11 protein-coding genes and 2 pseudogenes are annotated in these 15,085 nt (G+C 59.9%); 6 read left to right on the top strand and 7 right to left on the bottom strand.

Features of this window, described 5'->3' with window-relative positions; translation table 11 throughout:
* Positions 1-597: 597 nt before the first annotated feature.
* Together LB559_RS06625 and LB559_RS06620 are read left to right on the top strand one after the other, a co-directional pair.
* A pseudogene (locus LB559_RS06625) lies at positions 598-1,496 on the top strand (tyrosine-type recombinase/integrase).
* Between the two features lie 3 nt (positions 1,497-1,499).
* A pseudogene (locus LB559_RS06620) lies at positions 1,500-2,645 on the top strand (IS91 family transposase).
* Positions 2,646-3,169: 524 nt separating this feature from the next.
* Here the strand turns inward: LB559_RS06620 and LB559_RS06615 are convergent.
* From LB559_RS06615 to LB559_RS06605, 3 genes are read right to left on the bottom strand one after another with little or no spacing between them, the layout of a single operon-like run.
* Entirely contained in the window at positions 3,170-3,910 is a 741-nt protein-coding gene (locus LB559_RS06615; protein WP_126070453.1) for an MBL fold metallo-hydrolase, read from the bottom strand.
* Positions 3,910-4,587: an amino acid ABC transporter permease gene (locus LB559_RS06610; RefSeq protein ID WP_126070454.1), complete on the bottom strand. Its 678-nt coding sequence runs from the start codon at positions 4,585-4,587 to the stop codon at positions 3,910-3,912. Before LB559_RS06610 ends, LB559_RS06615 begins: the two co-directional genes overlap by 1 nt.
* 13 nt (positions 4,588-4,600) lie before the next feature.
* Positions 4,601-5,440, bottom strand: coding sequence for an ABC transporter substrate-binding protein (locus LB559_RS06605; protein WP_126070455.1), 840 nt, complete (start codon positions 5,438-5,440; stop codon positions 4,601-4,603).
* A gap of 128 nt (positions 5,441-5,568) precedes the next feature.
* Between LB559_RS06605 and LB559_RS06600 the strand changes: the two genes are divergently transcribed.
* Positions 5,569-6,465: a LysR substrate-binding domain-containing protein gene (locus LB559_RS06600; RefSeq protein ID WP_126070456.1), complete on the top strand. Its 897-nt coding sequence runs from the start codon at positions 5,569-5,571 to the stop codon at positions 6,463-6,465.
* 315 nt (positions 6,466-6,780) lie between these two features.
* On the opposite strand, the gene LB559_RS06595 is transcribed toward LB559_RS06600, so the two are convergent.
* The 4 genes from LB559_RS06595 to LB559_RS06580 form a co-directional block, all read right to left on the bottom strand.
* The gene (locus LB559_RS06595) at positions 6,781-8,211 is read right to left on the bottom strand and encodes an aldehyde dehydrogenase family protein (protein ID WP_126070457.1); all 1,431 of its coding nucleotides are present in this window, start codon (positions 8,209-8,211) and stop codon (positions 6,781-6,783) included.
* Positions 8,212-8,253: 42 nt separating this feature from the next.
* The gene (gene speB / locus LB559_RS06590; protein WP_126071189.1) at positions 8,254-9,294 is read right to left on the bottom strand and encodes an agmatinase; all 1,041 of its coding nucleotides are present in this window, start codon (positions 9,292-9,294) and stop codon (positions 8,254-8,256) included.
* 156 nt (positions 9,295-9,450) lie between these two features.
* A complete protein-coding gene (locus LB559_RS06585) occupies positions 9,451-11,481 on the bottom strand; it encodes an ABC transporter permease (RefSeq protein WP_126070458.1) in 2,031 nt (676 codons plus the stop codon).
* On the bottom strand, positions 11,460-12,419 hold the full coding sequence (locus LB559_RS06580) for an ABC transporter substrate-binding protein (RefSeq protein WP_126070459.1): 960 nt from the start codon (positions 12,417-12,419) through the stop codon (positions 11,460-11,462). The genes LB559_RS06585 and LB559_RS06580 overlap by 22 nt, the downstream gene beginning before the upstream one ends.
* A gap of 155 nt (positions 12,420-12,574) precedes the next feature.
* On the opposite strand from LB559_RS06580, the gene LB559_RS06575 reads away from it, so the two are divergent.
* From LB559_RS06575 to LB559_RS06565, 3 genes are read left to right on the top strand one after another with little or no spacing between them, the layout of a single operon-like run.
* Positions 12,575-13,297 (top strand): GntR family transcriptional regulator, encoded by a 723-nt coding sequence (locus tag LB559_RS06575; protein ID WP_164548777.1) that lies wholly within the window; start codon positions 12,575-12,577, stop codon positions 13,295-13,297.
* On the top strand, positions 13,281-14,045 hold the full coding sequence (locus tag LB559_RS06570; RefSeq protein WP_126070461.1) for an SDR family NAD(P)-dependent oxidoreductase: 765 nt from the start codon (positions 13,281-13,283) through the stop codon (positions 14,043-14,045). Before LB559_RS06575 ends, LB559_RS06570 begins: the two co-directional genes overlap by 17 nt.
* Before the next feature lie 18 nt (positions 14,046-14,063).
* A complete protein-coding gene (locus LB559_RS06565) occupies positions 14,064-15,077 on the top strand; it encodes an ATP-binding cassette domain-containing protein (RefSeq protein ID WP_126070462.1) in 1,014 nt (337 codons plus the stop codon).
* The last annotated feature ends 8 nt before the right edge of the window (positions 15,078-15,085 follow it).

Here is a 15,085-nt window from a genome sequence, read left to right as displayed (position 1 = left end):
CATGGATCATCGGGCGCAAACGTGAGCGCCGACACATGGTGTGGCGCCAGGGGATCTCGTGGACATCGGGAGATAGAGAGGCGTGACGGAGGAGAGCGACATGAGCCATGGCGGCCAGCAGTCGGACATAATCTTTCTCACGAATGGCGCGTCGGTCGTGGGTCAAGGGATGAGCCGATTGCAGAGGATTGAGCCCTCAGCGGGCGCGGTGAGTGGAGGCTCTCTTCGCTCAGCCGTAAGCGAAGCTTAAACTGGCAGTTCGATGCGCGGGGGGAAAGACGGTAGCGCGATACCGACTCGAACCCCACAGTGGTTGAATCAAGGTTGCATCACAGCGATCCAGGGACCCTAACCTCCTTCAGAAGCGCGCATTTCGACTGGAGGCGCAAGACAGCAAGTTCGAAAAGCTTCCAGGAACCCCAGTCGATGGTCAATTGTAGACCGTCTGACGTCCACAATAGGGCCGATGAACGAACCCGCTGCGCGGGAGGGGTGCCTGCGGTTGAGGTAGAGATCAAGAACCGGTCGTCGCGCTCGCGTTGAGCGTCGTTCGGCTGGAGCAGAGCATGGCGGGCTTCTTCAACAAGGAGCCTGACCATGCACCATCCCGTTCTCGATGCACCCGTCAGCCCGCTGCGCCAGCGGCTGATCGACGACATGAACATGCGGCGCTTCTCACGCGAGACGCAGCGCAACTATCTCCGCGACATCGGACGCCTGGCGACATTTCTCGGGCGTTCACCAGACACAGCGACCGCCGATGACCTGCGCCGGTTCCAGATCAACCAGCAGGAAGACGGCGTTCCCGTGCCGACGATGAACAGCATCGTGTCGGCGCTACGGTTCTTCCTCACCCAAACGCTTAACCGCCCGGACCTGGCGCGCCGGCTCGTCCGGCTGTCGCATCCGCGCAACCTGCCCGTGGTGCTCAGTCGCGACGAGGTCGCCCGGCTGCTCAACGCCACCACCTGCCTCAAGCACCAGGCCGCACTGTCGATTGCCTATGGCGCGGGCCTGCGCGTCGCCGAGGTGTCGATGCTGAAGGTTGCCGACGTCGACAGCGAGCGCATGCTGCTGCGCGTCGAGCGTGGCAAGGGCGGGCGGTATCGCAACGCCATGCTCTCGCAGGACCTGCTCGCGCTTCTGCGTGAGTGGTGGAAGGTCGGACGTCAGCAGGGCGTGATGCACCGCGACGGCTGGCTGTTTCCCGGACAGCACGCGATGAAGCCGATCAGCACGCGGCAGCTCTATCACATCGTCGTCGAGGCGGCGCAGGCCGCGCCGACATCGCCAAGCGGGTCGAGCCGCACACGCTGCGCCACAGCTTCGCCACCCACCTGCTGGAAGACGGCACCGACATCCGGATCATCCAAGTCCTACTCGGGCATGCCAAGCTCAACAACACCGCCCTTTACGCGAAGGTGGCGACCCGGACGGTGCGTGCCGTGACGAGCCCGCTCGACAAGCTCGGCCTGTTCAAGTCGCCCGACATCTGAGCCGTGCGCGCCTCGATCGAGGTCGCCGACATCTTCCGTGCTGCCGGACCCGCTTTCCGGGCCGCCCATGCAGGTCACCTGAGCCTCGCCCAGCTCAAGGTCATGTCGGCGATCGAGTATTGCCGCACCGCAGCCCTTGGCGGTCACGTCGAGGCTTGCGAGGACTGCGGCCAATGGCGGATCGCCTACAACTCCTGCCGCAACCGGCACTGCCCGAAGTGCCAGGGCGCGGCCGCACGGACGTGGTTGGCCGAGCGCGAGGCCGACCTGCTGCCGGTCGGCTACTTCCATGTCGTGTTCACGCTGCCGGCCGAGGTCGCCGACATCGCGTTCCAGAACAAGGCGCTCGTCTACGACCTGCTGTTCAAGGCGGCAGCGGAGACGATGCTGACTATCGCCGCCGACCCGAAGCACCTCGGCGCCAGGATCGGCATCACCGCGGTGCTGCACACCTGGGGATCGGCGATGACACCATCCGCATGCCCACATGATCGTGCCGGGCGGCGGCACCGCGCCGGACGGAAGCCGCTGGATATCGTCGCGCCCGGCCTTCCTGCTCCCGGTGAGGGTTCTCGGCAAGCTGTTCCGAAGGCTCTTCCTCACCCGGCTGGTCGCGCTGCACGACGCAGGACGGCTCGCCTTCTTCGGATCTATGGCGCACCTGTCCGCGCGGCAGGCATTCGTGCGGCACCTGTCGCCGGTCCGCAAGAAGCGCTGGGTGGTGTACGCCAAGGCGCCGTTCGCCGGGCCGGAGGCGGTGCTCGCCTATCTGTCGCGCTACACCCACCGGGTGGCGATCTCGAACCGCCGCCTGATCGCGTTCGACCACGACGGCGTCACCTTCCTTTACAAGGACTATCGCCCCTTTACAAGGACTATCGCCGCGACGGCGTTGATCGGCAGCAGGTCATGACGCTGGCGGCTGACGAGTTCATCCGCCGCTTCCTGCTCCATGTCCTGCTGCGCGGCTTCCATCGCATCCGGCACTACGGCCTGCTCGCCGGCTCCGCCCGCAAGGCCAGCCAAGACTTCCGCCCGCCATGCCCTTGCTGCGGCGGACGCATGATCATCATCGAGACGTTCGAGCGCCGGAGGCAGCCACGCGGTCCGCCCGATGCAACCGCGACGAACCGGGAGACAACTCCATGACCCGGCATGGCATGGTCGAAACTTCACCCGCAGGCGCCCCGCCTCTGGCAACGGCCCCACGCGTGTCCATCATCAATATCGCCGCCCACAGCGTCGCAACGAGCCTCGTGCGGGATCGGCTAAACCGCGCGGAGGCACAACGAAGCGGCCTCCCCGCATCCATCCCCACCCTTCCCAGCAGCGGTCGCGCCGTCGCCGACACCAGCCGCAAATCGAAATCCCCATAGCCATCGCCTGTGGCCCACGGGTTCCTTCCTCGGGGACTTTCGTACGCCTGCCGGCGCCCGAAACTCTTCACGCTACCGGACGGTCCGCTATCGGGGCGAGGTCGACGGAAAGCTGCCATTCGGCAGATGACCTCTGAAGCCGAGGTTGAGGCGGGTTGACCCTAAGGAGCGGTTCTCAATGAGTGTGGTTGCGAGGCAGAGCTTTGCCAGATGGGGCACTGGAGCAGCATCCAGCTTGGCGGATGGCCAGATCGCGGGACCTGCACTGCCACGGCTAGAATGCGCGGCCCGTAACGTTCAGCTCGCTAAATAACTTCTTGCAATCGATCGCAGTTCATTCTCGTCGATTATCTCACCGTGTCCGCAGTATGCCCTGTTGAACTCTATCTCCAAAAGACGCAGCATTGTCTTTCGATAGACGTGCACGTCCGAACCTGGAAGATCATCGACCAATCGTCCGCGATAAATCGCATCGCCGGCTAAAAAATCGCCGTTGCGTTCATCAAGAAGACCGAGCGACCCTGGCGAATGACCAGGGAGGTGAAGGACCAGAAATGACCTGTCTCCGGTCTCAATGGTGCAGCCTTCGTCGAGAATTCGGGACAGTGGCGCCGATTTGATCTGGAAATGCAGCAGCGACCATGCCTCATGCGGAGGCTTGCTGACGGCGTCGCGCTGCGCGCGAAAGAGATGAGCCAATGTGTGTTCATCCGCCATGTCGTCGAAAAACGAAGACTCCTCGCGATGGCCAAGTCTCATCTCGAACTCGCTTAATGCGCCGACGTGATCGACATGGATGTGCGTTGCAACGGCTACTACCGGCTTGCCAGGTGGCAGGTTCAGCACGGGTCTGAGAGGCACTAGCCCCATGCCCCCATCGACGACAAGATCGACGTCGCGCCCGCGAACATGATAGACGTTGCTTCTGAAATAGGGATGAACGTGCGGCTCCCATATCCGCGTGATTCCCCTACCCAGAGTTTCGCGTGAGAACCAGTCGGCAGCACGATGCACTTCGCCAGTTGGGGTGAGCGGCATCAACGATGTCCTCGCGCAAGCAGACGCTCGAGCTTGATCTGAACGACAGTCAGAACCGAAACCATCGACATGTAGTAGATCAGCGCCGCGCCATACCATTCCAAGAACCGAAAGCTGGTGGCGATGGCGAACTGGGTGACGGTCATGAGCTCTTTCAAGGAGATGACCGTCGCCAGCGAGGTTGCCTTCAGCAAGGAAATGAATTCGTTGACCAGGGCCGGTAGCGCGACGCGAAGCGCCTGGGGCAGGATGATCAGGAAGAATATCTGACCCCGGTGCAGGCCAAGGGCCGCCGCACCCTCGGATTGCCCCTTGCCGATCGATGCATAGGAGCTGCGCAGGATCTCGGTCAGATAGGCAATCTGAATCAGGGTCAGGGCGAGAAACGCCGCGACGAACGGACTGAACCAGTCCGAGCGGAACACCGCCGAGATCTGCGGCAGTCCATTCCAGACGAACAGCAGCACGAGCAGCGCGGGTGCGCCGCGAAAAAGCCAGACAAACGCGGCGATCGACAGGCGGATCCAGCGCCGCTTCGACGTGGCCAGTGCTGCTGTTGCCAGCGATATCGCCAGGGCAACGGTCATCACCAGAAGCGAAAGCACGAGGGTCAGCAAAGCCCCCTTGGCGAGGGGCCAGCCGAACAGGGCCGTCAGGAAGAGCTTGCTGTCGAACACCTCGGCACGTCCCTTAATTGGTCGCGTGCTTGACGTCTGCGGCGGCCTCGGGAAGGTTCCATTTCTGCAACAGCGCCTTCATCTCGCCGCTGGCCTGCAAGGTCTCGATGGCATTGACCAGGGCCTCGCGGTTGTCGCCGCCCTTTCTCAGATAGATCCCGTAAGTTTCACCATCGCCATAGTTGTATGGCACCTGCAGCCGCCCTGGCATTTGCTTGATGCGGAATGCAGCCGTCGTGTCCTGGGTGATCGTCGCCGCAGCCCGGCCGACTAGGATCTGCTCGATGACGGCGGAGGCGGACGGATAGGTCTGTATCTGCGCGGGCGCCTTGCCGGCTTTTGTCAGCTCGGCGTTCAGCTCCGCAGCTGTCTTCTCGTAGGTGGTGCCCGCCTCGATCGCCAGCACCTTGCCGCTGAGGTCGAGCGGCGATTTGGTCTCTGAATCCGAAGCCGATGTCACCAGCACCACATTGGAGACGAAGTAGGGAACGGCGTCATAGGCCTGCAGGCGCTCCTTGGTCACCATGATGCCGCTGGCGACGAGATCGCATCGCTCGGCGCCGAGCGATGGCAACAGCCCCTTGAAGTCGCCGACCACATATTTGGTGGTGCCGCCCCATTGCTTTGCGATGGCATCCACGACATCGACTTCGAAACCGACAAGCTTCTCGTCACCTGGATTCTCATAATATTGCATGGGCGGAAAATCGCCGCCGGTGCAGACGCTGAGCACGCCGTTATGGACAAGATCCGCACCTCCGGCCTGCGCCGCCGGCGCGGTGGCGACAAGGGTGGCGACGACCAGTCCGCCAAAGGCGATTTTCGCTGCGAAGGCAGTGCGTTCGTGAAGCATATCCAGTTCCCCATTTTATTTTTGCGATGCCGTTTTGTGGCTGCCGAGGACCATATGTTGCAATTACTATGAGACAAGCTAAATCTTTAGCATTTAGTTAGAGCAGTTTTTCTAAACTAAGGTGATACGTGGCCGTTCCGTCCCTTCATTCTCTGCGAGCCTTCGAAAGCGTATCGCGGCTCGGCAATGTCGCGGCCGCGGCTGCCGAATTGCATGTGACGCCAGGCGCCATAAGCCAGCAGCTGCGTGCCTTGCAGCTTTCGCTTGGCATCGACCTGTTCAGGAAAAGCGGCCGCCGCCTCGTGCTGACTGAACGGGGCGCGACGCTGCAGAAAAGCGTCGGCACGGCCATGCATCAGATTGCGGATTCGATCCGCGACATATCGGCCAATGCCTACGCCACGTCAGACAGGGCGGAGCTGCGCGTATCGGCGCCTTCAGTCTTTGGAACGACCTGGCTCACGGCCAGGATCTTTCGGTTTCTCGATGCAAACCCCGATCTTCGCATGCAGATGCACACAGCAGTGGACTTCGAGGAAGTGGACTGGCGAAAAGTCGATGTCGCCATCGTCTATGGGAATCCACCTTGGGCTGGATTCTGGTGGCGGATGCTGCACAGCATCTACGCGTCACCAGTGTGCAGCCCACAATTGCTGCGAGGTCCAAATGCAATTCGCGAGCCTCACGATGTGCTCAAACATCGCTTGCTCCATGAAGACGACGGCGACCAATGGCGGCGTTGGCTAACGGAAGCACGCGTACCCCATTCCGTGGAGTCCGATATCTATTTCGACAACTTTGCCATGGTGCTTCAGGCCGCGCGCGATGGTCATGGTGTCGCCCTGACAAACGACATCATTTCCTTCAGGGACCTGGATGAGGGCAGACTGGTTCAACCCTTGACGCTCAGTGTTGCGGCATCCCGAAGCTATTACTGCATATGCCATGAGGAAGGCTTGGCTAATCCAGCGATCGGCCGGTTCGTCGACTGGTTGGTCGACCAGGCATCGCGACCGTCAGGCTGACGGCACGGTGGCACCGTGCCTCGATGCAGATCTGTTTTGAAAAACGGTGGTCGGGTGAACGATGCATAAGTTTCGTGCGATCTGAGCGCCCGTTCGAACTCGAGGGGCACCTTCGGGATCCGAGATCGGCCCGCCCAGCAAGGATATGCTTCGCCGATCTGGTCATAGCTCCCGAACTTAATCGGACATTCAAAGCGATCTTCGTGGATGATCGCCACCACCTTTGTGCAAGTCATGGCCGCGTTATGGTTGGCTTCTCGGTGCCCATCGACGGTAGCAGCGTCGACCTGGCAGCTGCGAAAGGCCTAAGGGACGTTAGGCTACGTCAGGTTTGTGAATTGCTTTTACTTCCTGAAAGTCTTCAAGGCCAAACCTTCCGCCCTCGCGGCCATTACCGGATTGTTTGTAGCCGCCAAATGGACTTCCATAGCGGTGCGGCGCTCCGTTGATATGCACCATGCCGGCCCGCAGACGCGAAGCCACCCTTTCTGCTCTCTTCGGATCACCGGTTTGCACAAAGGCGGCAAGGCCGTATGTCGTGTCATTCGCCAGGGTGATGGCCTCTTCCTCGCTGTCAAAAGGAATGATCGCAAGAACCGGCCCGAAAACCTCTTCCCGTGCGATGCGCATCTCGTTGTCGACGTCGATAAAGATAGTTGGCCTTACGAAATAACCAGCTTCAAAACCCTTCGGTTTGCCGGGGCCGCCAACGAGCAACTGCGCACCTTCATCAATCGCAGCATTAATCAAGGTTTGTACACGAGCGAACTGAATTTCGCTCACCAGAGGCCCAATGTGCGCGCCTTCCTTCATTGGGTCCCCTACTTCGGCGGCCATGCCAGCGCGACGCGCTACCTCGACTGCCCTTTGATAGACAGAGCGCTGCACGAGCAGCCGCGTCGGTGCATCGCAGGACTGGCCAGAGTTATTGAAGCATTCGGCAACACTGGCGGAAACCCGCTCATCGAGATCTGCATCTTCAAAAACGATGTTCGGAGATTTGCCACCAAGCTCCAGGGTTACCCTTTTCACAGTGTCGGCAGCATCTTTGCTAACTGCGATCCCGGCCCTCGTAGAGCCTGTGAAGGACATCATGTCGACGTCCCTATGTCTGGAAAGCGCCGCGCCGCAGTCAGCGCCACCATTGACCAAATTGAAGACACCTGGGGGAAACCCCGCCTCATCAATCATCTCAGCATACAACATGGCGTTGAGGGGCGTGAATTCGCTAGGCTTCAAGATGCATGTGCAACCCGTCGCGAGGGCCGGCACCACCTTCAGTGCGATCTGATTGATCGGCCAATTCCAAGGTGTAATTAGACCGCAGACGCCGATAGGTTCGCGCAGAATGATATCGCCATTCGGCAATTCCTCGCGAGCTTTCAGATCACGCAGCGCATCGATGAACCCCTGCAGATGGCCAACACCGACATCGGCCTGCTGCTGCCGGCTCATGGTGATCGGGGCGCCAAGTTCCAACGTTATTGTTTCAGCCATCTCGTCGTAGCGACGCTTGTAAATGGCCAGAAATCTTTCGAGCAGCCGGAGGCGCTCTTCAAGAGTGGTTCGGCTGTAGGAAGCGAAGGCATTTTCTGCCGCTACGACAGCCTTGGCGATATCCTCTGGCGTACCCATGGAAATGACGGCAATCGGCTTTTCGGTTGCAGGGTTCAGAACTTCCAGATCCTGCCCGGCGATTGGCGATACCCACTCGCCGCCGATATAGAACTTCCGCTTATCGAGCATAACGATGCTCCTTCCCAATTCGGATAAGGCTCACACCCTCGCTCATGCGAGCGAAGGGCTAAACGTCAGCAGGCCCAGAATTTCAAAGAGCACCTGTGCGCCGACCTGCGCTGTGTTGGTTGTCGCGTCGTATTGCGGAGCCACTTCGACGACGTCTGCGCCCACAAGATTGACGCCCTTCAGTCCCCTGATGAGCTCCAACACCTCGCGCGTCGTGAGCCCGCCAATCTCTGGAGTGCCTGTCCCCGGTGCGAAGGCCGGATCGACGCTGTCGACATCAAAAGAAAGGTAGGTCGGGCCGTCGCCTACAATCGCCCTCGCCTTGCGGATCACGGCTTCGATTCCAAGGCCCGAAATTTCTTCGGCGTGGATGACCGTCATGCCCGAGGCGTAGGAGAATTCCCACAAATACTCCGACGAGCCGCGAATTCCGATCTGGATTGTCCGAGCGGGATCGAGCACGCCGTCCAAGACCGCGTTACGCATCGGGCCGCCGTGATGGAACTTCGTCTGATCGAAAGGGCCGCCCGTGTCGCAATGCGCATCGATATGGATCAACCCGACCGGACGATCGCGGCCGACGGCCTTGAGGATAGGATGAGTGATCGAGTGATCACCTCCAACCGAGACGGGAATTACGCCCGCAGCGACGACCGCCGCAATCGCCGCCTGGATATCATCGTGACTTTGCTCCAGGCGGTAGCGGCTTGCGAAAGGAATATCGCCTATGTCGGCGATCCTAAGATCGAACGCAGGCGCGCATTCGAGGACGTGATTGTACGGCCCAATCCGCTCAATTGCCCGTATCGCACGTGGCCCGAAACGCGATCCAGGTCGGTTGCTTACACCAAGGTCCATTGGCACGCCGACTACCGCTACCTGGAGATCGCCGAAGTCGGGTGCTTTGAAATCGATTGTCTTCAATGGCAAGCCGGCAAAGGTTGAGATGCCGGAATACGGCGCCAGACGGGTTCCGCCGCTAAATATCTTCTCACCAACCTTGCGAAATTTCGGATCATGAAACTCGAGACTGTCGGCGAACTTCGCCCGCAGCGCTGCAAGGCGCTCATTAAAGTCAACCATTGCGAAACCCTCTCCTTGTGTCGCGTTGTTCCTGGAATCAGAAGACATGGAATTGGCCGACGGCGCGTCCCGCCGCCGAGGCCCTGAATGACTTCAACGTGCCACCCTCAATGTTCACAATTCCGCAGCCGTAGCGGGCAGCCGGAACATAGATGATCATGATGATTTGGCGCGGGGCGAGCCGGGGGCGTTCAATTTCTCCGCGACCGCGCCTACATAGCGGTCCAGAATGATTGCCAGTGCGGAAATCGCAAGGCCTGCAAGCAATCCTCTGCCGGCCTCGACACGAGCGATGGCATCCACGGTCTCCAGTTCAAGCCCCTGTGAGCCAACAAGCGCCGTTATGACCACCATCCCAACACACATGAGGATCGTTTGGTTGAGACCCAGCATCAGACCAGGTCGGGCAAGAGGCAGACGAACCTTCCAGAACGTTTGAAGTGGGGTGGCCCCGAACGCCACCGCGGCTTCGATCGTGGTTGGATCGACATTGCGGATGGCATGGTCCGTGTATCGCACCGTCGTCGCCACGGAGTAGAGCGCAATGGCGATCACCGCGGTTGCATCTCCGGGACCCAGAAGCATGACAACGGGCACCAGGTATACGAAGGAAGGCAACGTCTGCAGGGTCGTGACGACAACCTCCGACACCGCGTGCACGCGGCGCGAAGATCCGGCCCATACTCCCAAGGGCGCTCCGACAAAAAGGGAGAGCAGCGTTCCGACCGTCACCAGATTGAAGGTGATCAGCAACTTGTCCCAATAGCCAATGGCAGCGATCAGGATGAGCGTGGCGCAAGACAGGACAGCAAGAGAAGGCCGCCGCAGCGCGAAGCCGAAACACAGCATGGAAGCAACAATCGACGCCCAGCCGAGATCTCTCAGTATCGTCAACAAGGGCCGAATGACGCCGAGCGTGATGGTCAGCCGGGCGGTTTCGAAACCATCGCCCCAGTTGCCGTTCAGCCAACTGATGATGCGTGACCAGAAATCAGCGGTCGAGATCGTCAACTCGACCGGATATTGCGCCAGAGGTGCGATTGCGACTCCCCCGACTGTGGGAATGACGAGGATGGCGGCCAGGATTGCGAGGTGCCTTATCGGTTGCGGTCGAGACAGATGAGAAGGTCGACGCACGGCGATCGAATGTCCGTAGCCGTAAAGCAGTACGGCCAGCAGTGTTATCGCAATCCCCGCCTCCAACCCGCGACCGATCTTGAGGGATTGGATCGCGCGAAGCACTTCCGCTCCCAGACCACCTGCGCCGATCATGGAAGCCAGAATGACCATAGCCAGCGCCATCATCACCAGTTGATTGACGCCCAAAAGGAGGTCGTCCCTCGCGCTTGGCAAAAGGATCTTCGATGTGCCCTGCCAGCGGGAGGCACCGGTCATGCTGGACAGTTCGAACGTATGGTCCGGCAACCGACGCAGGCCATACACCACCGCTCGCGCCATCGGCGGCAAGGCGAAGATCAGTGTTGCCACCAACGCCGCGACGGGACCGAACCCGAAGAGGATCAGGACTGGCACCAGATAGCTAAATGGCGGAATCGTTTGCATGACGTCGAAGACGGGGTTCAATACGGTTTCGAGCCAACGCCAACGAAACAGCATCACGCCAAGCACCAGGCCAAAGATCACGCCGACGACGATCGCAAACGCCACGGAAGCGAGCGTCAATGTCGCTTGAGCCCAAAGATTGAAAACAAGAAAGTACGCAAAAGTTGCAAACGCCAGGACAGCCAGGCGGCGCCCACCGGCGAGCCAACCCATGTAGGTTGCAGCAAGAACGACCGACACCCACGACAATGGCGGCAGAGTAACCGTTTCGGCTGCAGTGCGACCCGGAAAGGACCAGCCGGTGGTCAGAAGGTTCTGCAGGCCCCGCATCGGAAGGCCGACTGCCTCCCCACCCGCACGCGTCCAGACCCGGAGAGGCTCGCCAAAAATTTCGGATCGGCGAAGCAACTGGTTGAGCACATCGTTGGACATCTTAAGCAACGGCAGCAGCCATTGCTTCGGCCAGACGTACAACCCTTCGGGCAGCACCTCCCGCCCAACATAGGCAGCGACGAGCAAAATGAGGCCGAATGTCACCCACAAACGGCTGCTCAGCAGCCATTTGTGGCGGATGAGCGGCGCCACAGATGTCGCGCCGAAGGTTATTGAAGCCACGGTGACCACTTTTTCTCGTTGGTGGAAATCCACTCAGCCGCGGCAGCTTCGGGCGTAAGTCCGCCCTTATCCTGCTTGAGGATGCCCCAGGCAACATCGTCATTGGTCAGAACAAACTTCTTCAAGAGATCCGTTACATTGGGCTCGCGCTTGGCGAAATCATTGTTGATCAATTCGATGATATCTCCCGTGGGTAAAGCGCAGTCACCCACGAGATCGGGGGTGACGCCCCAGGCGGGGTCGCTGCGGCACGCGTCCTCATAGGGCGGGAAATCGACAAAGGTGCCCACGCCGGAGCCGTACAGCCAGTGAGGCACGAAACCAAATCCGATGATCGGCTTTTTCCTCTCGATTGCGCCCTGCATCGTGGCGACCATGGCCGCCATGGTACCCGGCAACGTTATGTGGACGTCGAGGCCTAGCGCCGCGATGCGGCGCTCGTCGTCGGCATCAAAGTCTGCCGGTGTTCCGAGATAATTGATCTTTCCGTCCGTCTCCGGGTTGGACAGCGCTTTGATGCAGGCAGGATTCTTGAGCGCCTTCCAGTCCGGCAATCCCGGACATAGCTCAGCGACATAGTTGGGGTACCACCAGGTTTCCCTGATCTTGACGCCGACCGACCCCACCTTCGTCACAGAGCCGGACGCGAGCGCAGCTGCGATCAGTTCGGGAGAAGACGACCAAATTGCGGGACTGATCTCGAGGTCGCCGAGCTCTATGGCCGTGAACTGCGCCGTGTAGTCGGTATGCACGTACTGGATGTTGTATCCGGCCTTTTTGAGCAAGGTCCCGAACACGTTCGTGATGAAGTCCGCGTCAGGCGCACTAACGACCGCCAGCCGCACCGGATCCTGGGATTGCGCGGCGGCGAGCGCCTCGCCGGAAGAAATGCACAGACTGGCGCAGAGCACAGACGCCAACGTGACTGACGAGAGTGGAAACCGCATCGCGAAACACCCTTTCAAAATGACCTATGAGCCAAAGTAGGGCGCACTTCTTATCACATGTCAATCACAAAAATAGAAAAAGAAGTTGCATTGCTAGGGAATGTCGGGTTGAATACAGCATAATATGGACGCTAGATATCACAAATGAGTCACAAATGACAACGAAGGACGAGCAGAGCACGACCGCTTCGGACCGCGTGTACAAGCTTGTCCGTCAGGATATCCTTGAGTGCCGCTGGCGGGCCGGACAGCGCCTGAAGATCCGCGATATCGCCGCCGAACTGGGCGTCAGCCCGATGCCGGTCCGTACGGCGTTCCGGCGCCTAGGCGAAGAGGGTATTCTTATCGTCGAGGAAAACCGATCGGCGCGTGTCCCCTTCGTTTCCCGGCAGAGCTTCAACGAATACCTTGAGATCTCGGTGAGCCTCGAATGCCTTGCCCTGGAGAGGGCCGCGGGGCGTCTATCGAGTGAAACGATCCAGGCGCTCCGAAGCGAAGCCGAGTGCATGCAGCGCGACATCGAGGCTGGCGACACCGTTGGATACGCCCCTCGGTTCAACGGCCTTCTGATGAAGATCTATGTGCGAGGGGAATCTCAAGCGCTCATCGAGATGATCGAAAGCGTCTGGATCAAGACAGCTCCGCCGGCGCGCGAGGCCTTCGAGGAAAAGGGCATCGTCACGAGACTGAATGCGGCCCTGGTTGCGATCATCGACGCCTTGGAGGCGGCCGACGCGGCCAGTGCCAAGGAAATTCTGACCTCTGCCCTGCAGTATGCCTGCAAAGGCGTGAACCTGTTCCTTGAAATGGATCAAGATCAGAAACTGAGACCAAAAGCCAAAAAGAGGATCGAGGAACAATATGTCGAATCCAAGTGAAGCTCCGATTGCGCTGGTCACCGGCGCGTCCCGCGGTATTGGGCGAGCGACTGCGGAGATGTTGCTCCGGGATGGCTACGATGTGCATGCCACCTACATCAGCGATGCGACAGCGGCAGAGGGCCTGGTTTCGTATGGCGACGACTTGGGGCGAAAAGTCACGCTTCACCATTTCGATGCCGGCGCGCGCGAGAGTCAGGACGAGTTGATGCGGCGCCTGCAGGGTGTCCAGCTTCGGGGCATCGTCCACAATGCGGGAATCGTCAAATTCGAGCGATTTACTGAATATGACATCTCGATCTGGGACCGCACCTTCGAAGTAAATCTGAATGCAGCGTTGCGGCTGACTCTTGGACTGCAGAAGCAGATCGTGTCGGGAGGATCGGTGGTTTTGGTAGCCTCCACCGACGCATTCTTCGGCTCCTACGCAAGCATGGCTTACGCGGCGTCCAAGGCGGCGATGATCAATCTGGCCAAGAGCCTCGCATGCAATTTCGGTTCCCGAAACATCCGCGCCAACGCCGTTTCGCCGGGATGGATCCAAACCGACATGACAACTGGGGCGTCCTCAGGGTCAGCGTCAATCACGCCTCTTGGGCGGGACGGAAGGCCGGAGGAGGTCGCTGGCGTGGTCGCATTCCTCTTGTCCGACAGGGCCAGCTTTGTCTCGGGTACGAGCATCGCTGTCGATGGCGGCTACACCTCCTCCGACGCGATCATGTTGAACGAAGCCAGGGAATTAGGCTGAGGATTGTCGGGGATAGCCATGTTGAGTTGCAAGAACCTTTGGAAGATTTACGGACCGGCCAAGGCGCATAGTATCGATCCCGAATTGCCGCTGAGTGAGAACATCTCCTCTGTGGAGCAGCGCGGCGGTTTCGTCGCGTTGGCCGGCGTCGATCTCTCCGTGGCCAAGGGCGAGATCCTGGTCATCATGGGACTGTCGGGGTCCGGAAAGTCCACTCTGCTGAGATGCTTGACGCGCCTGGTGGAGCCATCGGAAGGAGCGTTGTGCTTCGAGGGTCAGGACTTACGCGCCGTGCCTGAAAAGAGCCTGCAACTGCTCCGCCGTACGCACATGAGCATGGTGTTCCAGAATTTTGCGCTGCTTCCCCACCGTACCGTGGTCGGCAATGTGGAGTTGCCACTGGAGATTCAAGGTGTGCGCGCAGCTGCGCGAAAGCAGAAGGCGCTCGATATGATTGGGCTTGTCGGGTTGTCCGGCAAAGAGGATCATTATCCTTATGAGCTCTCCGGAGGCCAACAGCAGCGCGTCGGCATTGCTCGCAGCCTCTCAACCAATCCGAGCCTTTGGCTGCTGGACGAGCCCTTTTCAGCGCTCGATCCACTCATTCGCGAAGAGATGCAGGACGAAATTCTCAGGCTGCAGAAAACGCTCTCCAAGACAGCCGTGTTCGTGACCCATGACTTCAATGAGGCCGCACGCGTTGGAGATCGCATCGCCCTTTTGCGCAAGGGCCAACTGGTCCAGACCGGCAGCGCGGCGGAACTGATCCTGAATCCTGCGGATTCCTATGTGAGGGCATTCACCGCGAGCGCGGAACGCAGTCGAATACTGACGGCGGAAAATTTCATGCAGCATGGAGAGCCGGGCGCTTTCGACGTGCAACTCGAGGCTGAGGTTACACTCCGAAAAGTCGCGGAAACATTTCAGGGCGGGGCCAGCGTGATCGCCTTCGGCAATTCCACGGGCAGAACGGTAGGGTACATGAGACGCCAGGATCTGGGCGACGCCCTCACGTCCGCCATGACGGCGTAGCTGGCCGG

Source organism: Mesorhizobium sp. BR1-1-3 (assembly GCF_020165455.1).
GTDB lineage: Bacteria > Pseudomonadota > Alphaproteobacteria > Rhizobiales > Rhizobiaceae > Mesorhizobium > Mesorhizobium ciceri.
The sequence above is the reverse complement of the archived record's forward strand: the minus strand, read 5'-3'. Positions and strand labels throughout refer to the sequence as shown.